At 71.4% G+C, this 20,924-nt stretch carries 20 protein-coding genes; 12 read left to right on the forward strand and 8 right to left on the reverse strand.

The window, feature by feature from the left end; all coding sequences use genetic code 11:
* Positions 1-214: 214 nt before the first annotated feature.
* A complete protein-coding gene (locus ABZ896_RS44300) occupies positions 215-628 on the forward strand; it encodes a hypothetical protein (protein WP_360942092.1) in 414 nt (137 codons plus the stop codon).
* A gap of 3 nt (positions 629-631) precedes the next feature.
* Here the strand turns inward: ABZ896_RS44300 and ABZ896_RS44305 are convergent, their stop codons facing one another.
* The 3 genes from ABZ896_RS44305 to ABZ896_RS44315 form a co-directional block, all read right to left on the reverse strand.
* Positions 632-1,531, reverse strand: coding sequence for a M23 family metallopeptidase (locus ABZ896_RS44305; protein WP_360942095.1), 900 nt, complete (start codon positions 1,529-1,531; stop codon positions 632-634).
* A gap of 90 nt (positions 1,532-1,621) precedes the next feature.
* Entirely contained in the window at positions 1,622-2,926 is a 1,305-nt protein-coding gene (locus ABZ896_RS44310) for an SH3 domain-containing protein (protein ID WP_360942098.1), read from the reverse strand.
* A 152-nt stretch (positions 2,927-3,078) separates the two neighbouring features.
* Complete coding sequence (locus ABZ896_RS44315) at positions 3,079-3,981, reverse strand: LysR family transcriptional regulator (RefSeq protein ID WP_360942100.1); 903 nt, start codon at positions 3,979-3,981, stop codon at positions 3,079-3,081.
* A gap of 115 nt (positions 3,982-4,096) precedes the next feature.
* Here ABZ896_RS44315 and ABZ896_RS44320 point away from each other — a divergent pair, with 115 nt between their 5' ends.
* From ABZ896_RS44320 to ABZ896_RS44355, 8 genes are read left to right on the forward strand one after another with little or no spacing between them, the layout of a single operon-like run.
* Positions 4,097-5,800, forward strand: coding sequence for an NAD-dependent malic enzyme (locus ABZ896_RS44320; protein ID WP_360942103.1), 1,704 nt, complete (start codon positions 4,097-4,099; stop codon positions 5,798-5,800).
* Between the two features lie 22 nt (positions 5,801-5,822).
* Positions 5,823-6,554 (forward strand): YoaK family protein, encoded by a 732-nt coding sequence (locus ABZ896_RS44325; RefSeq protein WP_360942105.1) that lies wholly within the window; start codon positions 5,823-5,825, stop codon positions 6,552-6,554.
* A gap of 5 nt (positions 6,555-6,559) precedes the next feature.
* Positions 6,560-7,120, forward strand: coding sequence for an RNA polymerase sigma factor (locus tag ABZ896_RS44330; protein ID WP_360942107.1), 561 nt, complete (start codon positions 6,560-6,562; stop codon positions 7,118-7,120).
* Positions 7,117-7,932, forward strand: a complete 816-nt coding sequence (locus tag ABZ896_RS44335) for a zf-HC2 domain-containing protein (protein WP_360942110.1) — start codon at positions 7,117-7,119, stop codon at positions 7,930-7,932. Before ABZ896_RS44330 ends, ABZ896_RS44335 begins: the two co-directional genes overlap by 4 nt.
* The gene (locus tag ABZ896_RS44340; RefSeq protein WP_360942113.1) at positions 7,929-8,762 is read left to right on the forward strand and encodes an ABC transporter ATP-binding protein; all 834 of its coding nucleotides are present in this window, start codon (positions 7,929-7,931) and stop codon (positions 8,760-8,762) included. Before ABZ896_RS44335 ends, ABZ896_RS44340 begins: the two co-directional genes overlap by 4 nt.
* A complete protein-coding gene (locus ABZ896_RS44345; protein WP_360942116.1) occupies positions 8,759-10,153 on the forward strand; it encodes a hypothetical protein in 1,395 nt (464 codons plus the stop codon). The genes ABZ896_RS44340 and ABZ896_RS44345 overlap by 4 nt, the downstream gene beginning before the upstream one ends.
* Entirely contained in the window at positions 10,150-10,719 is a 570-nt protein-coding gene (locus tag ABZ896_RS44350) for a hypothetical protein (RefSeq protein ID WP_360942119.1), read from the forward strand. Before ABZ896_RS44345 ends, ABZ896_RS44350 begins: the two co-directional genes overlap by 4 nt.
* 16 nt (positions 10,720-10,735) lie before the next feature.
* A complete protein-coding gene (locus ABZ896_RS44355) occupies positions 10,736-11,377 on the forward strand; it encodes a GyrI-like domain-containing protein (RefSeq protein WP_360942122.1) in 642 nt (213 codons plus the stop codon).
* A gap of 3 nt (positions 11,378-11,380) precedes the next feature.
* Here the strand turns inward: ABZ896_RS44355 and ABZ896_RS44360 are convergent, their stop codons facing one another.
* Positions 11,381-12,370: a YafY family protein gene (locus ABZ896_RS44360; RefSeq protein ID WP_360942125.1), complete on the reverse strand. Its 990-nt coding sequence runs from the start codon at positions 12,368-12,370 to the stop codon at positions 11,381-11,383.
* Between the two features lie 93 nt (positions 12,371-12,463).
* On the opposite strand from ABZ896_RS44360, the gene ABZ896_RS44365 reads away from it, so the two are divergent.
* Positions 12,464-12,862, forward strand: coding sequence for a VOC family protein (locus ABZ896_RS44365; RefSeq protein WP_360942128.1), 399 nt, complete (start codon positions 12,464-12,466; stop codon positions 12,860-12,862).
* A gap of 16 nt (positions 12,863-12,878) precedes the next feature.
* Here the strand turns inward: ABZ896_RS44365 and pgm are convergent, their stop codons facing one another.
* The gene (pgm, locus tag ABZ896_RS44370; protein WP_360942131.1) at positions 12,879-14,519 is read right to left on the reverse strand and encodes a phosphoglucomutase (alpha-D-glucose-1,6-bisphosphate-dependent); all 1,641 of its coding nucleotides are present in this window, start codon (positions 14,517-14,519) and stop codon (positions 12,879-12,881) included.
* A gap of 145 nt (positions 14,520-14,664) precedes the next feature.
* Between pgm and ABZ896_RS44375 the strand changes: the two genes are divergently transcribed.
* The gene (locus ABZ896_RS44375; RefSeq protein WP_360942134.1) at positions 14,665-15,135 is read left to right on the forward strand and encodes a GIY-YIG nuclease family protein; all 471 of its coding nucleotides are present in this window, start codon (positions 14,665-14,667) and stop codon (positions 15,133-15,135) included.
* A 39-nt stretch (positions 15,136-15,174) separates the two neighbouring features.
* Here ABZ896_RS44375 and htpG read toward each other — a convergent pair whose 3' ends face one another.
* Positions 15,175-17,085 (reverse strand): molecular chaperone HtpG, encoded by a 1,911-nt coding sequence (gene htpG, locus ABZ896_RS44380; RefSeq protein WP_360942137.1) that lies wholly within the window; start codon positions 17,083-17,085, stop codon positions 15,175-15,177.
* Between the two features lie 174 nt (positions 17,086-17,259).
* On the opposite strand from htpG, the gene ABZ896_RS44385 reads away from it, so the two are divergent.
* Complete coding sequence (locus tag ABZ896_RS44385) at positions 17,260-18,615, forward strand: RICIN domain-containing protein (RefSeq protein WP_360942146.1); 1,356 nt, start codon at positions 17,260-17,262, stop codon at positions 18,613-18,615.
* A gap of 16 nt (positions 18,616-18,631) precedes the next feature.
* On the opposite strand, the gene ABZ896_RS44390 is transcribed toward ABZ896_RS44385, so the two are convergent.
* On the reverse strand, positions 18,632-19,339 hold the full coding sequence (locus tag ABZ896_RS44390) for a DUF4097 family beta strand repeat-containing protein (protein ID WP_360942140.1): 708 nt from the start codon (positions 19,337-19,339) through the stop codon (positions 18,632-18,634).
* Positions 19,340-19,383: 44 nt separating this feature from the next.
* On the reverse strand, positions 19,384-20,484 hold the full coding sequence (locus tag ABZ896_RS44395) for a DUF475 domain-containing protein (protein ID WP_360942143.1): 1,101 nt from the start codon (positions 20,482-20,484) through the stop codon (positions 19,384-19,386).
* Positions 20,485-20,924: the final 440 nt, after the last annotated feature.

Raw genomic sequence — 20,924 nt, forward strand, 5'->3', positions numbered from 1 at the left:
CCTTTGGCGCGTGCACCCCGCGGGGCCGCGTTCCGGCCGCCCGGGGCCCACCGCGTCCGCGCCCCCCCCCCACCCGCCCCCCCCCCCCCACCCCGCGGTTAGTGTGGGGGCGGGGCGCGGGGCCCCCGCCGGGACAACCGGCAAGCAGGCGGCGCCCGTTGCCGGTCCGCGGCGCCGTCGGCTGGCGCTCGGGGCCGCCACCGCCCTGGGGGTGGTGACGGCCGCCGTGTGGTCGTACGCCGGGCTGGGCGACGACACCGGCAAGGGCACGGACGGTACGACAGGCCACGCCAAGGATGTCGCCGCCACCGCGTCGGTCACGGTCTTCAACGTGGAGCCGACCTGCCGCGCCCGGGCGGCCGAGCGCCCCCAGCAGTGCAGTCTCGGTCTGGCGGTCAACCCGCTCGCCCCGTACACCATCGACAACGTCGTACCCACCCGGGTGTGGCACGGGGACGTGCTCACCGCGGAGTGCCGGACCCTTCAGGGTCTTCCCGTCACCGACGAGGAGGGCGCCCGCACCACCGAGTGGTACCGGGTCCGGCTGCCGGAAGGGGCGGGGCAGACCCGGGCGTGGCTCCCGGCCGTGCGCACCAAGGACCGGCCCGCCCTGTCCGAGTGCCGGTGACCGTCACTTGCAGGTGTCGATGGTCCGGCCGTCGTTGTCCTTGGCCTCGTCGTTGCCCCATTTCTGGAGGTAGTAGGCGGAGACGTACGCCCTGCCGCTGCCGCCCGGTGTGACCTCGTCGAGGTCGGTCAGCAGCCACCAGTGGTTGTACGAGGTGCCCACGCGCACCTCGTCGCCCCACTTCTTGCACAGGACGTAGTTGGTGCCCTTGCGCAGGGTGCCCTGGGGCGCGCAGCGCGGTGTGGTCTCGCCGACGCAGTCGACGTCCGCGTAGCCGGTGGCGTCGGCGTAGGTGTCCACCCAGAACCGGGTCGGCTGGCCGCCCCCGCCGCCTCCGTCGCAGGCGTTGGTGCTGGTGACCTGCGGGAACGGGCCGTTCGGACTGAGGTGGTACTCGGTGCCCTGGATCACCGGGTTGACCATCTCGTCGGTCTCGCCGTCGTTGTCGCCGTTGGTGTCGTAGAGCTGCTCGTAGTGCAGGTGGGCCTCCTCGGTGCCCTCCAGGCCCAGCCGCCCGATCGGTTCGCCGGCGGCGACGCGCTGGCCCAGGGTGACGTCCCTGCGGTCCATGTGCAGGTAGACCGTGAACCAGCCGCCGCCGTGGTTGATCTCGAGGCCGCCGGGGTCGAAGAACTCGGTGACGGTGCCCGCGGCGGAGGCGGTGACCGTGGCGCCGAGGGTGGGCCCGTCGACGTGGTACATGTCGATCTTCTTGTCGTCGGGCGCGTGGCCCAGGTACGTCTGGAGCTGCCATGTCTGTCCGCACGGGAACGGCAGTCTGAAGTCCGGGCGGGCGGCGGGTGCCGCCGACGCGGCCGGGGCGCTCGCGCACAGTCCCGCCGTCATCAGCAGCGCGGCCAGCACCGCCGCCCAGCCCGTTCTTCCTCGGAGCCACAGCCTCACGGGTCCTCGCCCTCCTCCTGGTCGGTGATCGCCTCACGACAGTGCCGCAGCGGCGCGGAGAAGGGACTCCGGGACGTTACAGGGTGCCGGTCAGGTGCCGCACTCGCGGGTCACTCCGCCGGTCGCGTCGCCCTTGAGGTAGATACCGCTGACGTAGCCCACCCCGCCCGCGCTCAGCGGGAGTTCGACCCACTTGTCGTTCGTGTAGCCCTCGGCGGTGACGAGCTGGCCGGTCTTCCAGCAGTTCGCCGGGTAGGTCTGGTTGGGGTAGACCGTGCTCTTGATCTCGCACGAAGTGCTCGCGCAGGCACGGACGTTGGCCTGCGCCCACGCCGTGACGGTCGTCTGGCCACCACCCCCGTCGTCGGTCGGCTGGAAGGTGACGTCCACCCAGTCGTTGTCCGTCATGCCGAGGCCGTCCCAGAAGGTGCCGTCGGCCAGGTCGATGCCGGCCGGATTGGCGACCCGGCGGCCGAACTCGTCGAGGCCGCCGTTGTAGCCGGACTGGTAGGCCGCCTGGGCCTCCGGGGTGCCCTGGGGCAGGTCGCGCCACATCTGCCGCTGGGCGGGCGGGTTCCAGTAGTCGTCCTGGGTGTTCCACGGGCCGACGTCCCACACGGGGGCGGTCTCGCAGCGTCCCGTCCGCGCGTAGCACAGCCGTACCTGGTACTCGCGGCCGCCGTTGCTCGCCAGCATCCGGCGCGAGGGCAGGGCGACGAAGTGGTCGCGGGGCTGGATGACATGGCCGTTGGCGGTGGTCTGCCCGGTCAGGCCCTCGCGGGTGGCGAAGAGCCGGTAGGTGACGGAGGCGGCGGCCGCCGTGCCCGTCTCCGCGCGTGCGGCGGAGCGGGCCGGGTCGGCGTGCACGGAGACGGCGGAAACGATCGGGGAGGCGCTGCCGGTTCCGAAAAGGGTCAGGCGCACCTGGAGGACGGAGACGGCTTCCGCCAGCCGCAGCCGCCCGGCCGAGTCGGGGGTGGTCCACTGGGTCCACCGGCCGGGGTGGGCGCTGCCGCGCACCTCGGTCAACAGCTGTGTTCCTGACGGCACTTCGGCCTTCGGGGCGACCGTGAAGGTGTCGGCCTGCCGGCCGAGGCTGCGGGCGGGCGCGGTGTAGACGGCGAACGCCTTGCCGGGGGCGGAGGGGGTGCGGGTGCGGCGGTCGCCGATGGTGAGGCCGCCGTCGGTGCGATGGCGGATGTTGTGCTGGTCGGCCGACCGGTCGGCGAGATCGATCCGCCAGTCGGCGGCCGGCCGGTCGGCGGCGGGTCTTTCCCCAGCGGTGCCGGCTCGGGGTCCCGCGCCGTCGGCGGCCGCGGCGGTGAGGGGCGACAGCCCTCCCACGACGAGCAGGGCGCACAGGCCCCGTATCAGTCTTCCTCTGCTGGATGGCACCACGTGTCTCCTGTCGGGTTCGCTGATGTGCGGCTGATCAGCTGAGCCCTATCGGTCGACGTCGTGCGCCGTCACTCCGGAATGTCCCAGGTACCGCCCGGGCGGCGGTCATGCATAGGCCCGTGCCGACGGCCCGCCCGACGCCGTAGCGGTCAGGAGTGCGCCCGCTCCGCCACCGGTACCGCGTTCTCGCGTACGTGGTCCAGGAAGCGCGCGGACTGCGGCGGGAGGGTCCGCGAGGTCAGCCGGGCGATGCCGATGTCCCGGGCGCCGTCCACGTCGGTGACCTTCAGGTACGACGGCGCGCCGGCCGGAGCGGCGGCGTGCGGGCGCGGGACGAGCGCGACGCCCAGACCGGCGCTGACCAGACCGCGCAGGGTGGCCACCTCGTCCCCCTCGAAACCGATCCGGGGACTGAAGCCGGCGGCGCGGCACAACTCCTCGGTGACGGCACGCAGTCCCTGTTCGTGGCGGAGCATGATGAAGGGCTCGTCGGCCACCTCGGCCAGACGGGCCCGCTTGCGTCCGGCCATCCGGTGCCCGGGAGGCACGGCCAGCCACAGCGGCTCGACCAGCAGCCGCTCCCAGGTGATCAAGGGGTGGCCGGGGTCGCCCGCGGTCAGGAGGAGGTCGGCCGTGCCGTCCAGGAGCGCCTCGACGAGGACGGCCTCGCTCCCCTGGCGCAGCTCGAAGCGGGAGCGCGGGTTGCGGTGCCGGAAGCCGGTGATCAGGGGCGGCAGCAGCCAGGTCCCCAGGGAGTGCAGGAACGCGAGCGGGATCAGGCCCGATTCCGGGGAAACCGTCTCGTGGACCACGCGCAGGCCGCGGTCCAGCTCTTCCAGGGCCGCGTCCGCGTGCTCCTTGAAGGCCCGCCCGGCCGGTGTCAGCCGGAGCAACCGGCCCACCTGCTGGAGGAGTTCGGCCCCGACCTCCTGTTCCAGCCGGCGCAGCGCCCGGGACAGCGCGGGCTGCGTGAGGTGCGCGTCCGCCGCGGCCTGGGTCACGGTCGCGCCGTCGGCCACGGCGACGAAACACCGCAGTACCTGCACATCCATAGGATCCATGCTAACGGCGCATGAATCGCCGTCCATACAGGCATTGGACGCATGGAAGCGGACAGACGACCCTGGAAGGAACAGAGAACGGCCCCGCACACCTCACGGAGCGACGATGAGCACCCGCTGGAACGCAACGGAGAACAGGTTCGAGACCTCGGCGCGCGGCCGTGCCGTACTGGCCGATCCCCGACTGAACCGGGGTACGGCGTTCACCGCGCCCGAGCGGCGGGACCTGGGGCTCGACGGTCTGATCCCGCCGCGTGTGCTCACCCTCGACGAGCAGGCCGACCGCGCCTACGGGCAGTACCGCGCGCAACCCACGGACCTGGCGAAGAACGTCTGCCTGACCGCTCTGCACGACCGCAACGAGGTGCTGTTCTACCGGCTCTTGAGCGATCACCTCGCCGAGATGCTGCCCATCGTGTACACGCCGACGGTCGGCACCGCGATCGAGCGGTACAGCAACGAGTACCGACGCCCGCGCGGCGTCTACCTGTCGGTCGACGCCGCCGAGGACATGGAACGCGCCCTGAGCGCCTCCGGGTTGGGAGCCGAGGACGTCGACCTGGTGGTGGCGACCGACGGCGAGGCCATCCTCGGCATCGGCGACTGGGGCGTGGGCGGTATCGACATCGCGGTGGGCAAGCTCGCCGTGTACACGGCCGCGGCCGGCATCGACCCGGCCCGCACCCTGGCCGTCGTCCTGGACGTCGGCACCAACCGCGAGCAACTCCTCGACGATCCCCTGTACTTGGGCAACCGTCACCCCCGGGTGGACAGGGACACGTACGACGCGTTCATCGAGCGGTACGTCATCACCGCGGAGCGGCTCTTCCCGGACGCGCTGCTGCACTTCGAGGACTTCGGCCCGGCCAACGCCCGCCGGATCCTTGACCGTTACCGCAGTGAGCACTTCGTCTTCAACGACGACATCCAGGGCACCGGCGCGGTCAATCTCGCCGCGGTCCTGTCCGGCGTGCGCGCCAGCGGGACGCCGCTGCCGGAGCACCGGGTCGTGGTGTTCGGCGCCGGTACGGCAGGCATGGGCATCGCCGACCAGCTGCGGGACGCGATGGTCGCCGAGGGCCTGAGCCGCGAGGAGGCCACCGGGCGATTCTGGGCCGTGGACCGCTACGGCCTCCTCACCGAGGGCCAGGAGGAGCTGCGCGACTTCCAGGCCCCCTACGCCCGCTCCGCCGACGAGGTCGCCGACTGGCGGCGGGACGAGAAGGTGGGCGGCGTGTCCCTGGAGGAGGTGGTGCGCCGGGTGCGTCCGACCGTGCTGATCGGCACCTCCGGCCAGGGCGGCGCCTTCACCGAGTCCGTGGTCCGGGAGATGGCGGCGCACACCGACCGCCCGATCGTCCTGCCGATGTCCAACCCGACCCGGCTGGCCGAGGCGGTGCCCGCGGACCTGCTGGAGTGGACCGAGGGGCGTGCGCTCGTCGCCACCGGCAGCCCCTTCGACCCGGTCACCCGGGACGGGGTCACCTACGAGATCGGCCAGGCCAACAACGCGCTGATCTTCCCCGGGCTCGGTCTCGGCGTCGTCGTCGCCCGCGCCACCCGGGTCACCGACGCCATGCTCTCCGCGGCGGCGCACGCCGTGGCCGTCGAGATCGACTCCTCGGCCGCCGGCGCGCCCCTGCTGCCGCGCACCACCGACCTGCGCCGCACGTCCGCCGCGGTGGCCGTCGCAGTGGCTCGCGCGGCGGCCGAGGACGGCGTCGCGCGCGAGAGCGTGGACGAGTCGCTCGAGGAGCGGGTACGGCAGGCCATGTGGGAGCCGGTGTACCGGCCCGTCGTCGCGGTCTGACGGCCGTCGGGACTTCACCACCATGAGCAGCCAGGCGTACGACGTCCCGCGCCCCGCGACCCGGCCGGCAGCCTCCGTGGAGGACGCCGGAACGGGCCGGGTTCTGGTACCGCTGCTGGTCCTGACCCTGCTCAGCGGGGTGATCGACGCGGTCAGCCTCCTCGGGCTCGGCCATGTGTTCGTGGCGAACATGACCGGCAACCTCGTCCTCGCCGGCCTCGCCCTCGTCGGCTCCCCCGGGGCCTCGCTCTCCGGGGCACCGGTGGCGCTCGGGGGTTTCCTCGCCGGAACGCTGCTCGTCCGTGCGGTCGCTCCTCATCACGTCGGCCCGCGGACCCTGCTGGGGCTGTGCGCGGCGCTGGAGACGGCGCTGTCCGTCGGGGCGGCGACGGCATGGTCGTACGACTCGACGACCCTGCCGATCCTGCTGTGCGCGGTGGCGCTGGGGGCGCAGAACGCGGCGGTCCGGCGGGTCGGGGTGCCGGGCATGACGACCACGGTGATGACCAGCACGCTGACCGGCCTGTTCGCCGACCGTGCGGAGGGACGTGTCGCGGCGACCTCCCGACGCCAGGCGCTCAGCGTCCTCACGCTGGTCGCGGGGGCGGCGCTGGGGGCGGTCGTCGTACGGGAGAGCGATCCGCGGTGGGCGCTCCTGGGCGTCGCGGTGCTCGCCGCCGTCGCAGCCGTCGCACTGCTTGTGTGGCAGGGGTCACATCGAGAGGAAAACCCGCGGCGCGTTCCGGGCGTCTAGACGGTGTGAGATCAGCAAAGGCACCGCTGCACGAACTGGACGAGGAGCGTCTCGTCCGGCTGGTGGCCAAGGGCGACCGTGCCGCGTTCGAGGAGTTGTACCGGCGTACCTCGCCGTGGATGGCGGTGCGGTTGCGCCGTCGCTGTGGGGACGAGCAGGTCGTCGCCGAGGTCATGCAGGAGACGTATCTGGCGGTGTGGCGTGCGGCGGGCGCGTTCGCCGGGACCGCGGTCGGGGGGTCGGCCGTCGGCTGGCTGTGGACGATCGCCGCGCGCCGGCTGGTCGACGCGTTCCGGCGCCGGGCCCACCACGCGGAGCCGCCGCCCGCCGCCGCGCTGCCCGAGGTGGCACCCGCCGCCGAGGAGGAGGCGCTCGCGACGACGGTCGGCGGTGACGTCGGCGACGCGCTGCGGCACCTCGCGCCGGAACTCCGACAGGTACTGCAGGCGCTGGTGCTCGACGGGCTGTCCGTCCGGGAGACCGCCGTCCTGCTCGGGCTGCCCGAGGGCACGGTCAAGACCCGTGCCCGGCGGGCCCGGATCGCGATGCGGAGGGCGCTGGCATGAGTGGGGAACACGCATCCGTGCGGATCATCGAGGGGTACGCGAGGGGCGGCACGGAGCTCGCCCCCGACGAGGTGTGGGCCGTGGAGGCCCATCTGGAGGCGTGCCGGGAGTGCCGCGACCGGCTGGCGGTCGTGGTCCGGGCCGAGGTGCCCGCCGTGGCGTCGCTGGTCGACGACGTGTGGTCCGGCCTCGCACCCGGGCTGGCGGTCACCGCCACCGTGCGGCCCCGGCGGCGCCGGTTGTCGAGGTGGATGACGCCCGCGATGGTGACGTGGCCGGTCATGGTCGTGGGGCTCACGCTGCTGGCGTGGCTGCTCGACGTCGTCGCCGGCGACTCCGCCTTCGGCGAGGTGTCGCCGGTGCTGCTGCTCGCACCGGTCCTGCCCGTGCTCGGCGTCGCCGCGGCGTGGTCGAGGGGTCTGGATCCGGCGTACGAGCTGACGGCCTCGGTACCGAGGGCCGGGCTCCCTCTCCTGCTGCGGCGCACGGTGGCCGTACTCGCCGTGGTCGTCCCCGCGCTGCTGGTGGGCGGATGGGTGACGGGCGTGATGGTGGCCCAATGGCTGCTGCCCTGCCTGGCGTTCACGGCGGCCACGCTGGCGCTCGGCGGTGTCCTCGGCGTGACCCGGGCGGCCGGTGTGCTGGCGGTCGTGTGGGCCGGCGTCGTCGTGGCGCCGACCCTGGCCACCGGCCGTACGACCTTCGCCCTGCAGTCCGGCGGGCTGCCCGCGTGGGCGCTGATCCTCGCACTCGGCACCGGTGTCGTGATCGCCCGCAGGGGCGCGTACTCCGTGCTGGGAGCCCATCGATGACCATCGGAAGGGAAGAGAACATGACGTCCGCGGTGAGCGCGGCCGACCTCGCGCCGACGCCGTACGCCTGGGAGATCAGGGCGACGGGGCTGAAGGTCAGGGTCGGCAGGAAACGAATGGCCGTCGACGGCCTCGACCTGTCGCTGGGCACCGGTGTCCACGGGCTCCTCGGGCCCAACGGGGCGGGCAAGACCACCCTCATCCGGGCGCTGGCCACCGTGCTGCGGCCCACCGAGGGCTCGTTGGAGCTGCTCGGCGAGTCCGTGGGCGACAGGGGCGAGCATCGTGCGCTGCGTCGCCGGATCGGCTATCTGCCGCAGGAGTTCGGCTACTACAAGCGCTTCACGGTGCGCGAGTTCGTCGAGTACATGGCGTGGCTCAAGGAGGTGCGCAAGGCCGACATCCCCGGTGCTGTCCAGCGTGCCGTGGAGCGGGTGGGGCTGGCGGACCGGGCCGACTCGCGGCTGAAGTCGCTCTCGGGCGGCATGGTGCGCCGGGTCGGCATCGCCCAGGCGATCGTCAACGACCCGACGGTCCTGCTGCTGGACGAGCCGACGGTCGGCCTGGACCCGGCACAGCGGCTGCGCTTCCGCGAGCTGCTCCAGGAACTCGGCACGGACACCTGCGTGGTCGTCTCGACGCATCTGGTGGAGGACGTGGCCGCCGCCTGCACCGACGTGGTGCTCTTCGCCGAGGGCCGCCTGGTCTTCCAGGGAACCCCGGACGAGCTGGCCGCCGCGGGCGGTCCCGAGCACGTGGGCGACAGCCCGCTGGAGCGCGGCTACTCGGCGCTGCTGCAGGGCCCCGAGCGGGAGAGGGGCGCCTGGTGAACACCCGTGTTCTGCGTACTGAGTTGAAGCGTTCCGTCGCCCCCTGGGCCGGTGCGCTGATCCTGACGACAGCGTTGGCGTTCCTGCACATACCGGGCGGCATGTTCGCCAGGGGCACCACGGCCTGGACGGCCCAATGGACCTCGCTGGCCCTGTGGACCCGCTCCCTGCTGTTCTACCTGTGGCCGCTCGCCGTGGGCTTCGGGGCGTTGCAGGGCCTGCGCGACCACCGCTCGAAGATGACCGAGCTGCTCGCGACCACCCCGCGTCCCGCGTGGCAGCGCGCCGCGGCGCCGGCCGGCACGACGGCCGTCACACTGGCGTCGGCCTTCGCCCTGCTCGTCGTCTCGGGCGCGGTCCAGGTGGTGGCCCACACCGAGTACACGCATCTCGGGTGGCTGCCGATCTCGCTGGTGGCGGTGGTTTCGCTCGTCGCCGGTGCCCTGCTGGGGATGGGCACCGGGCGGGCCCTGCCGTCCGTGCTCACCCCGCCGCTGCTGACGATGGCCGCCTTCGCGTTCACGGCGCTCCTGCAGTCGTCGCTGGGCCGGACGGAGCGGGACACGGCGTCCGGGTTTCCGGTCACCGAGCCCAACCAGCTCTCCCTGCTGTCACCGGCGGTGCAGGAGGTCCGCAACACCCTCGTCACGCTTTCCGCCTCCGTGCACATCGGCCAGACCGTCTGGATGCTCGGCATGGCCGCGACTGGCTTCGCGCTGCTGGTCGCCGCGCGACCGCGCACCCGGCTGCTCGCCCTGACCCCCGTCCTGGCGGGCGCGGCGATCGCCCTGCTCGTCCTGCCCTCCGCCCCGGACCGGATGTACGTCGTCGACAAGGCCGCCGCGAAGCTGGTGTGCGACGGACCCGTGTGCGTGACGAAGACCCAGCAGGCGCGTCTCACCGACCTCGCGGGGCCCGGCAAGGAGGCGCTGCGGCTGCTGCACGGCGCCCTGGGTACCGAGGCCCCGGTCTCGATCCAGGAGACCGACACCGTCCAGCCGGAGGGCTCCATCCCCAAGTGGTCCGCAAGGACCGTCTCCTTCGACTTCGACGACTCCCTCATCGACGCGGCCAAGGGCGGGGAACTCACCTGGGCCCTCGTCGGCAAGGGCCTGGTGCCGGGGTGCTCCCCCGTCGGCTGGAGCGGTACAGGGGGCGAGGACGTCGCGCGGACCGTCGCGGTCGGCTGGGTCCTCGGCGACCTCAAGTCGCTGCCCGACACGGTGGAGAGCCTGCGCCGTTACGTCGACGGCGAGGCTCGCCCGGTGTGGCGGAAGTTCCGGGCGCTGCCCGCGGCCGAGCAGCGCTCGCGGATCGACGCCATGCGCACCGCAGCGCTCTCCTGCAAGGGGGACGCGCTCGACGCGCTGACCGGCGGTGCGTCCCGGTGAGATGGCTGATGCTGTACGCGCGCTCGCGCCAGGTACCCGCGTCACTCGCCGCGGTGCTGGTCAGCACGGTCGCGGCAGGGGCGCTGGCCCGGGGCGAGGGGCCTGCGGATCCTCGGCTGCCGGTGCTGATCCTCGCCACAGGCGCGATGGCGGCCTCCATCGGGCTCGGCGGGCAGGAACCCGCGCTGGACCGGACGGCCGCGATCCGCTGGGCGCCGCGCAGGGCGGGGCACGTCCTGCTCGCGGGTGCGGTCGTCGCCGGAGTGTTGCTGGGCGTGCAGGCCCTGGGCGCGTCCATGGCGTCCACCGCCTTCGTGGTCCGGGACAGCGCGGGCCTGATGGGACTGGCCGCGCTGGGCGCGGTCCTGTCGGGCGGCCGGTACGCGTGGACCCTGCCGTTCGCCTGGCTCTCGTACGCGTTCTTCGCCCAGCCCTCCACGAGCACGCCGACGCAGGTGGCCACCTGGCTGCTCCAGCCCTCCGGCACACCGGCGGCCACCTGGACGGCCCTGGCCCTCACCGCCGTCGGCACCTCGGCCTACGCCGTGGCGGGACCGGGCCGTTGACGGGACCATGTCCCCGATGAGCGAGAAAATCGACTTCAAGAGAAGCCTCGACGCCTATCGGGCCCAGCGGGACCGGTTCCGGATCGTGGACGTGCCCGAGCTGCGGTACCTCATGATCGACGGGCACGGCGATCCCAACACCTCACCCGCCTACGCCGAAGCGGTCAAAGCGCTCTATCCGGTGGCCTACGCACTGAAGTTCGCCAGCAAGCGGGAGCTCGGACGCGACTACGTCGTCATGCCACTGGAGGGCCTGTGGTGGGCCGAGGACATGGAGTCCTTCACGGTGGCGCGGGACAAGTCCCGCTGGGACTGGACGTTGATGATCATGACTCCGGAGTGGATCGACCATCAGCTCTTCGACGCGGCCGTACGACAGGCCGGGGCCAAAGGGCCCCTGGCCCGTCTCGACGACGTTCGCCTGGAGTCGTTGTCGGAGGGAGCCTGTGTGCAGACCCTGCACGTCGGCTCCTACGACGACGAGGCCGCCACGCTGGCTCGGATGCACCACGAGTTCATCCCAAGCAGCGGTCTCCAGATGGTGGGCAGGCATCACGAGATCTATCTCAGCGACCCCCGCAGGGTCGCCCCCGAGAAGCTGCGCACGATTCTCAGGCAGCCGGTCCGCAGGGACGCCCACCAGGTGTGCCATCCATGAGGTTCAGGCTCGGCGCGCCGAGGACATGAGGCGGGCGGCGAGGGCGGTGACGAGGTCGCGGAGTTCGTCGGGGCGCTCGATGACGAACGGCCGGTCGAGTGCGGCGAGTAGCGGGGGCAACCAGTCGAGTCGCTCTACTCTCAGCTCGACGCGCAGCCAGCGCTCGGACGCCGGGGCCGGAGCGACATCGGACTGGGGCTCCTCCAGGCTCGCCACGCTGGCCGGAAAGTGGGCGCGGATCTGCTCGACCGTCCCCTGGATCCGCAAGGTCACCTCATGCCGGTACTCGGCCGTGGCGAACCCTGACACCACGCGTTGCGCCGGATCGGGATCCGCAGGCGCGTCGAACGAGCCGGTCAGGGTCCGCGCGTCCGCGATGCGGTCGAGCCGGAAGGTGCGGTCCTCGCCGAGCTGGGCGTCCTTGCCGGTGACGTACCAGCGGCCCTCGTGGGCGACGATCCCGTACGCGTGCAGGGTGCGTTCGCTGCGCCGTCCGTCGCGGTCGGTGTAGCGGATCGAGACCGGCCGGCGGTGGCGCACCGCGTCGGCGACGGTGAGCAGGATCCCGGCGTCCGGGTGGTCCGATTCGCCGGGCCGGTCCGTGAAGGCGAGCGCTTCCAGGAGGGTGTCGAGGCGGCGGGCGATGTGCCGGGGCAGCACGCGCCGGATCTTCGCCGACGCCGTCTCGTTCGCCGTGCGGTCCGCCGTCGTCAGCCCTGCCCGGCGCCCGGCTACCAGACCGAGCAGCACGGCCAGCGCCTCGTCGTCGCTGAGCATGAGCGGGGGCAGGCGGTACCCGGGAGCGAGCCGGTACCCGCCGTAGCGGCCGCGCACCGATTCCACGGGCACGTCCAGGTCGATCAGCTGGTCCACATACCGGCGCACGGTGCGCCCCTCGACGCCGAGCCGCTCGGCGAGCTCGGCGATCGTCCGGGTGCTGCCCGACTGCAGCAGCTCCAGGAGTGTGAGGACGCGGCCGGTGGGTCGGGACATGCCCGCAGCCTAACCCCGATACAGGACCGATTCTGTCCCCTATTCCTCCTAGCCTGCGACGTGCACACCTTCAGCACAGCCCAGGAGATACCCATGGACTTCGTCTCGATCCGCATCATCACCGGCGACGTGGCGCGCCTCGTCGAGTTCTACGAGCGCGCCACCGGGGCCCGGGCGACGTGGGCCAACGAGGACTTCGCCGAACTCAGGACCGCGGGCGCCACCCTCGCGATCGGCAGCACCCGCACCGTCCCGCTGTTCGCCCCGGGGTCCGCCCGCCCGGCGGAGAACCACAGCGTGATCACGGAGTTCCTCGTCGACGACGTGGACAGCACCTACAAGAACCTGGCCGACTTCGTCACCGACGTCGTCAAGGAGCCCACCACGATGCCCTGGGGCAACCGGGCCCTGCTCTTCCGCGACCCCGACGGCAACCTCGTCAACTTCTTCACCCCCGTCACCCCGGAGGCCATCGCGAAGTTCGCCCGCTGAGACCGAGGTCTCGCCGCTACGCCTCCAGCGCCGCGAGCACCACCGACCTGGCCTCCTCCTGGACCCGGCTCAGGTGATCGGCACCGAGGAAGGACTCCCCGTAGATCTTGTAGACGTCCTCCGTGCCCGAAGGACGCGCCGCGAACCAGGCGTTGGCGGTGGCGACCTTGATGCCGCCGAGGGCGGCGCCGTTGCCGGGGGCCTCGGTGAGGACCTGGGTGACCGGGTCGCCGGCGAGGGTGTCGGCGGTGACCTGGCTCGGGGAAAGCTTGGCGAGCAGGGCCTTCTCCTCGCGGGAGGCCGGGGCGTCGACGCGGGCGTAGGCGGGGGCGCCGAAGCGGTCGGTGAGTTCCGCGTAGTGCTGCGACGGCGTCTTCCCGGTGACCGCGGTGATCTCCGAGGCGAGCAGCGCCAGGATGATGCCGTCCTTGTCGGTGGTCCACACCGAGCCGTCCCGGCGCAGGAAGGACGCGCCCGCCGACTCCTCGCCCCCGAAGCCGAGCGTGCCGTCGGACAGTCCGTCCACGAACCACTTGAATCCGACGGGGACTTCGACCAGTTCACGGCCGACGTCCGCCGCGACCCGGTCGATCATGCTCGACGAGACCAGGGTCTTGCCGATCCCGGCGCCCGTCGGCCACTGCTCCCGGTGGGAGAAGAGGTAGGAGATCGCCACGGCCAGGTAGTGGTTGGGGTTCATCAGGCCGCCGTCCGGCGTGACGATGCCGTGCCGGTCGGCGTCGGCGTCGTTGCCGGTGGCGATGTCGAAGCGGTCGCGCCGTTCGATGAGGGATGCCATGGCGTACGGCGAGGAGCAGTCCATGCGGATCTTGCCGTCCCAGTCCAGCGTCATGAACCGCCAGGTGGGATCGGTGAGCGGGTTCACCACGGTCAGGTCGAGCCGGTGCTGCTCGGCGATCCGACCCCAGTAGGCGACGGAGGCGCCGCCCAGCGGATCGGCGCCGATCCGCACCCCGGCGGACCGGATCGCGTCCAGGTCCAGCACGTTCGGCAGGTCGGCCACGTAGGCGCCGAGAAAGTCGTGGCGGCCGGTACCGGGTGCGGCGAGCGCGCGGGTGTACGGGATGCGCCGTACGTCCTTCAGGCCGCCGGTGATGATCTCGTTGGCGCGGTCCTGGATCCAGGAGGTAGCGTCCGAGCCGGCCGGGCCGCCGCTCGGCGGGTTGTACTTGAAGCCGCCGTCGGCGGGCGGGTTGTGCGAGGGGGTGACGACCACGCCGTCGGCGAGGCCGGAGGTGCGGCCGCGGTTGTGGGTGAGGATGGCGTGCGAGACCGCCGGGGTGGGCGTGTAGCCGTCGGCCTGGTCGATGAGGACGGTCACGTCGTTGGCCGCGAACACCTCCAGCGCGGTGATCCGGGCGGGCTCGGACAGGGCGTGGGTGTCGGCGCCGAGGAACAGCGGGCCGTCGGTGCCCTGCGCGGCGCGGTACTCGCAGATGGCCTGGCTGGTGGCCGCGATGTGGTCCTCGTTGAACGCCGTCGCGAGGGACGAGCCGCGGTGCCCGGACGTTCCGAACGCCACCCGCTGCCCGACCTCGGCCGGGTCCGGATGCAGCGCGTAGTACGCCGTGACCAGGCGGGCCACATCGACGAGATCCTCGGGCCCTGCGACCTGTCCCGCACGCGCGTCCTGCATGTCCCGGCTCCTCCGCAACGTTGACCATGGGTTACGCCCCATTCTCCCCCACCCGGCGAGCGGCCGGACCCCGCTGTCAGACCCGCGTGGGACGGTGGTGACACGGACGGGCGGTACACCGTGGCCGTCGTGAAGGAGGGCGCTCGTGACCGGAGTCGACGCTCAGTTCCTGCGCGGCCTGTTCGACGAGGAGGGAAGTCTGCACACCTCGGGACGCACCGCGCTGTACCGGTTGTACGGCCTGGAGGGGCTGTTGTACATCGGGATCTCGATCTGTCCGCTCACCCGCGTGCGGACGCATCTGCGGGAGCAGTCGTGGGCGCCGCTGGTCGTCGGGATCCGGATCGAGTACCCGGACGACGCGGAGGCCGCGGAGCGCGAAGCCGTCCAGGACGAGCGACCGAGGTTCAACGTGGTCTTCAACGGCCCCCATCCGCCTCCCCCGCCCGACCGCGCGGCCCGCCTCCGGGCCGAACTCGCCGCCGAGCGACGGAGGTTGGCGGAGCTGGAGGCCGCCGTACCGGAGTCGGCCGCGCATCTGCGGCTCATCGCGCGGGGGATCGGCGCGAAGAGGGCGAAGATAGCGAGGCTGGCGGAGGAGGCCGGGGAGGGCTGAACAGCGGGCCCCGGAGCACGCGACCGGGGCCCACCGCCATCAGCCCAGCGTGCGTTCCAGCCGCTCCGTCACCAGCTTCACGAACCGCGTCGGCTCCTTCGGCTGGCCGCCCTCCGCCAGGACGGCCAGGCCGTGCAGCAGTTCGGCGGTCTCGGCGAGGCCGGTGCGGTCCTCGCGCTCCTCCTGGTAGGCCTGGTTCAGGCTCTCGACCAGCGGGTGGGACGGGTTGAGTTCGAGGATCCGCTTGGTGACCGGGACCTCCTGGCCCATCGCGCGGTACATCTGCTCCAGCGCCGGGGTCAGGTCGTGGGCGTCGGAGACCACGCAGGCCGGGGAGACGGTCAGCCGGGTCGACAGCCGGACGTCCTTGACGTCCTCCTCCAGCTGCTCCTTCATCCAGGCCAGCAGCCCCGCGTACGACTCGGTCCGCTTCTCCCGTTCCTCGTCGGCCTCTTCGCCGTCCTCGGCGGCGAGGTCGATCTCGCCCTTCGCGACGGACCGCAGCCGCTTGCCCTCGAACTCGCCGACCGCGTCGACCCACACCTCGTCGACGGGGTCGGTGAGGATCAGCACCTCGACGCCTCGCGCGGCGAACGCCTCCATGTGCGGAGAGTTGACGATGCTCTGCCGGGACTCGCCGGTCATGTAGTAGATGTCGTCCTGGCCGTCCTTCATCCGCTCCAGGTACTCCTGGAGCGTGGTCGGCTCGTCCTCCGCGTGCGTGCTGGCGAAGGACGCGACGGCGAGGATGGCGTCGCGGTTGTCGCCGTCGCCGAGCAGCCCCTCCTTGAGGACGGCGCCGAACTCCCGCCAGAACGTGGCGTACTTGTCGGCGTCGTTGGTCTTCATCTCCTTGACCGAGGAGAGGATCTTCTTGGTGAGCCGGCGCTGGATCATCCGGATGTGCCGGTCCTGCTGGAGGATCTCGCGGGAGACGTTGAGCGAGAGGTCCTGCGCGTCGACGACGCCCTTGACGAAGCGGAGGTACGGCGGCAGCAGCGCCTCGCAGTCGTCCATGATCAGCACGCGCTTGACGTAGAGCTGCAGGCCGCGCCGGAAGTCCCGGGTGAACAGGTCGTGAGGGGCGTGCTCCGGGAGGAAGAGCAGGGCCTGGTACTCGAAGGTGCCCTCGGCCTGGAGGCGGATGGTCTCCAGGGGGTCGCGCCAGTCGTGGCTGACGTGCTTGTACAGCTCGTGGTACTCGTCGTCGGAGACCTCGTCGCGCGAGCGCGCCCACAGGGCCTTCATCGAGTTGAGGGTCTCGGCCTCGGGCGTCTCCTCGCCCTCGCCCGCCTTCGGGAAGAACCGGATCGGCCAGGTGATGAAGTCGGAGTACCGCTTGACGATCTCCTTGATCTTCCACGTGGACGTGTAGTCGTGCAGCTGGTTGTCGGGGTCGGCGGGCTTGAGGTGGAGCGTGACGGAGGTGCCCTGTGGGGCGTCCTCGACGCTCTCCAGGGTGTACGTCCCCTCGCCGCGCGACGACCAGCGGGTGCCCTTGTCCTCGCCCGCGCGCCGGGTCACCAGGGTCATCTCGTCGGCCACCATGAAGCCGGAGTAGAAGCCGACGCCGAACTGCCCAATGAGCCCCTCGGCCCCTGCGCCCTCGCTGTCCTGGGCCTCCTTGAGGTCCTTCAGGAAGGCGGCCGTACCGGAGTTGGCGATGGTGCCGATGAGCTCGCCGACTTCTTCGTACGACATCCCGATGCCGTTGTCCCGGACGGTGAGCGTACGGGCTTCCTGGTTGATGTCGATCTCGATGTGCGGGTCGGACGTGTCGGCGTCGAGGCTGTCGTCCCGCAGCGCGGCCAGGCGCAGCTTGTCGAGCGCGTCGGAGGCGTTGGAGACGAGCTCCCGCAGGAAGACGTCCTTGTTCGAGTAGACCGAGTGGATCATCAGCTGGAGCAGCTGACGGGCCTCTACCTGGAACTCAAACGTTTCGGTCGGCATGGTGGGCGTGTCCCTCGCAAATCACTGAGTCGCCGGATCAGGTGAGAGCCACTTTAGGACAACGGGCGAGGAGTTCACGTTCGATGACTGGCGCACCTCACGCCCCAGCCGGTATGTCATGCCACTGACAGCATCGGCACTCCGTGCCGCAGTGAAGGGATACCCCCCGTGCGCCTGCGCCCCCTGCGCGTCCTCGTCTGCTCCACCGCCCTCGCCCTGTCCGCGCCCGCCCTGCTCCCCGGGTCGGCCTCGGCGGCGGTCCCGACCTCCTCGGTCTACCTCCAGAACTACGGCACCGGCCTGAACGCGGCCGACAGCGGCGGGACCGTCGCCGCGCACAACCCCAAGGGCAACGAGGACCACCAGCAGTGGACCCCGGTCGCGGTCAGCGGCGGCTACCAGCTGCAGAACGCCGACGAGTCCGGGACCTGTCTGAGCCGCAGCGGCACGTCCGCGGTCACCGCGTCGTGCGGCGCGGACGGCACCACCTGGACCATCACCGCCGGGGCGAACAGCACGTACACCGTCTCCGTGCCCGGCACCTCGCAGTACCTGACGGCCTCCTCCTCGGACTCCGCGGCCGTGCAGCTGGGCTCCTCCGGCGACCTGGCCCGCTGGTATCTCACCCCGGTCTCCTACGCGACCTCGGCGATGCCCTCCGCGGACACCCGCACCCTGGACCAGGTCACCTTCCTCACCTCGCACAACGCCTTCGCCAACGGGGTCGACGGGAACTTCGCCTCGTTCCCGGTCAGCCTGTTCCCGAACCAGAACTACGGCGTGGCCCGTCAACTGTCCGACGGGGTTCGCGGGTTCATGCTCGACGACTACACCGTCAACGGACAGGCGGTGCTCTGCCACAACAGCTGCGACGGGGTGAGCAGCCCGGTGCCGCTCGCCACCGATCTCCAGCGCATGGTCGACTTCCTCAAGGCGAACCCCGGGCAGTTCGTCACGGTGTTCCTTGAGGACTACGCCTCCTCGGACGTGCTGAAGTCGTCCCTCGCCTCGGTGAGCGGACTGTCCGACGTGCTGTACCGGCCCGACCAGGAGGGCGTGGCCACCAAGGGCTGGCCCACGATGGCCGATCTGGCCGCGCGCGGCAAGCAGTTGCTGATCTTCAGCGACCGGACGCGGGCGAGCGACACGTCGAGCGGTTGGGCCACGCGGGACACCTTCGGGGTGATGTACCAGCGCGAGTGGACCGTGGAGAACTACTGGTCGATGGGCGGCGGGCTCGGCAGCTCCGACTGGTCCTGCTACAGCCGCTGGGGCACGAGCAGGCCGCTCACCACGGACTCGTCCGCCTTCCACCCGCTGTTCGTGATGAACCACTTCCGGGACGCCACCATCGCCTCCACCGCCACCACGGACAGCGGGAAGCTCCAGAACCGGGCGCAGAACTTCTGCACACCAGCCGCCCGCAAGAAGCCCAACTACCTCGCCGTGGACCGCTATGACCTCGGCTCCCCCACCCCGCTGACGGCGGTGGGCGCGCTCAACACGTACGTCCTCGCGCCGGGACAGTGATCACGGGCCCGCCGGGTCAGTCCCGGCGGGCACCGACGTCCCCGTTGACCGTGGTCAGCGTCATGGTCCGGTCGCGGTCGGCATGGCCGGTCGGCACGGAGGTCGTGACACGGCCGTTGTCGGTCGTCGCGGTGATCCAGTAGGCGGGGGCGTCGGAGGGCACGGTGACGTCGACCGAGCCGTTGACGGTCGTCGCGGCGACGCGTGAGGGGGCGGTCGTGCAGGACAGGGTCACGTCCCCGTTGGTGGTCGCCGCGTGCAGTCGGCCCGCGGCGAGGGACGTGGCCCGGACCGAGCCGTTACGGGTGGACAGACGTACAGCAGCGCGCTCATCGCCGGAACGGGTCACCGTCACATCGCCGTTGACCGTCGACACGTCCAACGCGGCGGAGATACCCGCCACATCGACGCCCGCGTTGCGCGCGGTGACCGTGACGCTCGTGTCGTCCGGGACGTCCACGTAGGGCATACGGGGGCAGTCGCCGGCCTTGTCCGAGCACGACAGGTCGAGCGTCCAGACGTCGTCGTGGTGGGCCCAGTGGCCGTCGACGCGGTCGTCGACCTGCACCCGGTCGCCGTCGGCGGGGCGCAGGCGTACGCCGTTGTCGGTGGCGATCAGCAGGTGCCGGGCGTCGGCCGCCATGCGCAGGGCGCCCTCGTCGTGGTGGCCGCCGCACGCGCCCGCCAGGGGCAGCAGGAGCAGCACAACCACCGGGCGGGACACGCGTCTTGTCGCCTTCATGCCGGGGCGAGTGCCCCGGAGCTCCGCTACGACACCGAGACCGAGTCGTTCGCCTCGCTCTCGCGTTCGATGGCCGCCAGCTTCTGGTTGCGGCGGACCGAGGACCAGAAGGACCAGCCGATCAGGACGACGCCGACGAGGCCCGTGATGATCTCGTTGATCTCGTACTGGATGGTCACCAGGAGGATCGCGGCCAGGGCGCCGATCGCGTAGTGGGCGCCGTGCTCCAGGTAGACGTAGTCGTCCAGCGTGCCCTGGCGGACCAGGTACACGGTCAGCGAACGGACGTACATCGCGCCGATGCCCAGACCCAGCGCCATCAGGACGATGTCGTTGGTGATGGCGAACGCGCCGATCACACCGTCGAAGGAGAAGGAGGCGTCCAGGACTTCGAGGTACAGGAACATGAAGAACGCGGCCCTGCCCGCCAGCGCGACCGCCGAGCGGGGCTCGGACTCCTCCTCTTCCTCCAGCCTGTCCTCGAAGAACCCGGAGAGCCCGCCCACGATCATGTAGGTGACCAGGCCCGCGATACCGGAGATCAGGACCGTCTGCGCCTTGTCGACATGCGCGCCGCCGTGCTGGTGGGCGTGGGTCGCGAACGTCATCGCCGTGATCATCAGGACGATCAGCGCGATGCACACCGACAGCATGTCGACCTTGCCGAGCTTGGCCAGCGGACGCTCCAGCCAGGCCAGCCACTTGATGTCCCGGTCCTCGAAGACGAAGTCCAGGAAGATCATCAGCAGGAACATGCCACCGAACGCGGCGATCGCCGGGTGCGCGTCGGTCACCAGCTGCTGGTACTGCTCCTTGTCGGTCACGGCCAGGTGGACCGCGTCGTAGGGGTTGAGCTTCGCGGTGATCGCGACGATGGCGACCGGGAAGACCAGCCTCATCCCGAAGACCGCGATCAGCACGCCGACGGTGAGGAAGATCTTCTGCCAGAAGGCGTTCATCTTCTTCAGCACACCGGCGTTGACCACCGCGTTGTCGAACGACAGCGAGATCTCCAGGACGGCCAGGATCGCGACGATCCCGAACGCCTCCCAACCGTCGTACAGCACTCCCACGGCCAGGCCGAGCGCGGTGACCGCGAACGCCCAGCGGAAGGTCTTCAGAATCACTGGCACCAAGTCCTGTTGGTCGTCGGGGGCGGGCGCGGACGGCCCGTTCCGTCACGGGCGTTGTCTATCACGCCCGCGTGTCGGCGGAGCGTCACGGGGTCGGGAAACGACCCGAGGCGCGCCGCGCGCCCCCGCACGCCTCCGTGCGCCGGGTCTCCGGTGGCCGAATTACCTCTGCCCGTAAGGGAGTTGGCCGTGAAGTGGGTATCCGTCCGGTACGGGGTCGAGGCGGGCGGCGTTGGGGGGCTGGCACTGTGGCGCGTCTTCGGAGGACGTCCGGCCCTTCCTGGTCACGTCGTTCCTACCGGCGGCGCACCGTGCGCCGGCTGCGCGCCCAGGGACGGTACGGCCGACGGAGGACGAGACCGTCGCCCAAGTGCTCAGCGTCTACGACGAGTTGACCCAGCTGCGCACACTCCTGTGAGGAGACGCTAGGGCAC

Origin of the sequence: Streptomyces sp. NPDC047072, assembly GCF_040643855.1 — a bacterium.
Taxonomy (GTDB): Bacteria; Actinomycetota; Actinomycetes; order Streptomycetales; family Streptomycetaceae; genus Streptomyces.

Excerpts from the sequence above, each read along its gene's own strand:
- pgm (WP_360942131.1), bottom strand. The coding sequence starts at position 14,519 with ATGCAGGACGCGCGTGCGGGACAGGTCGCAGGGCCCGAGGATCTCGTC.
- htpG (WP_360942137.1), bottom strand. The coding sequence starts at position 17,085 with ATGCCGACCGAAACGTTTGAGTTCCAGGTAGAGGCCCGTCAGCTGCTC.
- ABZ896_RS44335 (WP_360942110.1), top strand. The coding sequence starts at position 7,117 with ATGAGTGGGGAACACGCATCCGTGCGGATCATCGAGGGGTACGCGAGG.
- ABZ896_RS44360 (WP_360942125.1), bottom strand. The coding sequence starts at position 12,370 with ATGTCCCGACCCACCGGCCGCGTCCTCACACTCCTGGAGCTGCTGCAG.
- ABZ896_RS44340 (WP_360942113.1), top strand. The coding sequence starts at position 7,929 with ATGACCATCGGAAGGGAAGAGAACATGACGTCCGCGGTGAGCGCGGCC.
- ABZ896_RS44355 (WP_360942122.1), top strand. The coding sequence starts at position 10,736 with ATGAGCGAGAAAATCGACTTCAAGAGAAGCCTCGACGCCTATCGGGCC.
- ABZ896_RS44320 (WP_360942103.1), top strand. The coding sequence starts at position 4,097 with ATGAGCACCCGCTGGAACGCAACGGAGAACAGGTTCGAGACCTCGGCG.
- ABZ896_RS44365 (WP_360942128.1), top strand. The coding sequence starts at position 12,464 with ATGGACTTCGTCTCGATCCGCATCATCACCGGCGACGTGGCGCGCCTC.
- ABZ896_RS44315 (WP_360942100.1), bottom strand. The coding sequence starts at position 3,981 with ATGGATGTGCAGGTACTGCGGTGTTTCGTCGCCGTGGCCGACGGCGCG.
- ABZ896_RS44325 (WP_360942105.1), top strand. The coding sequence starts at position 5,823 with ATGAGCAGCCAGGCGTACGACGTCCCGCGCCCCGCGACCCGGCCGGCA.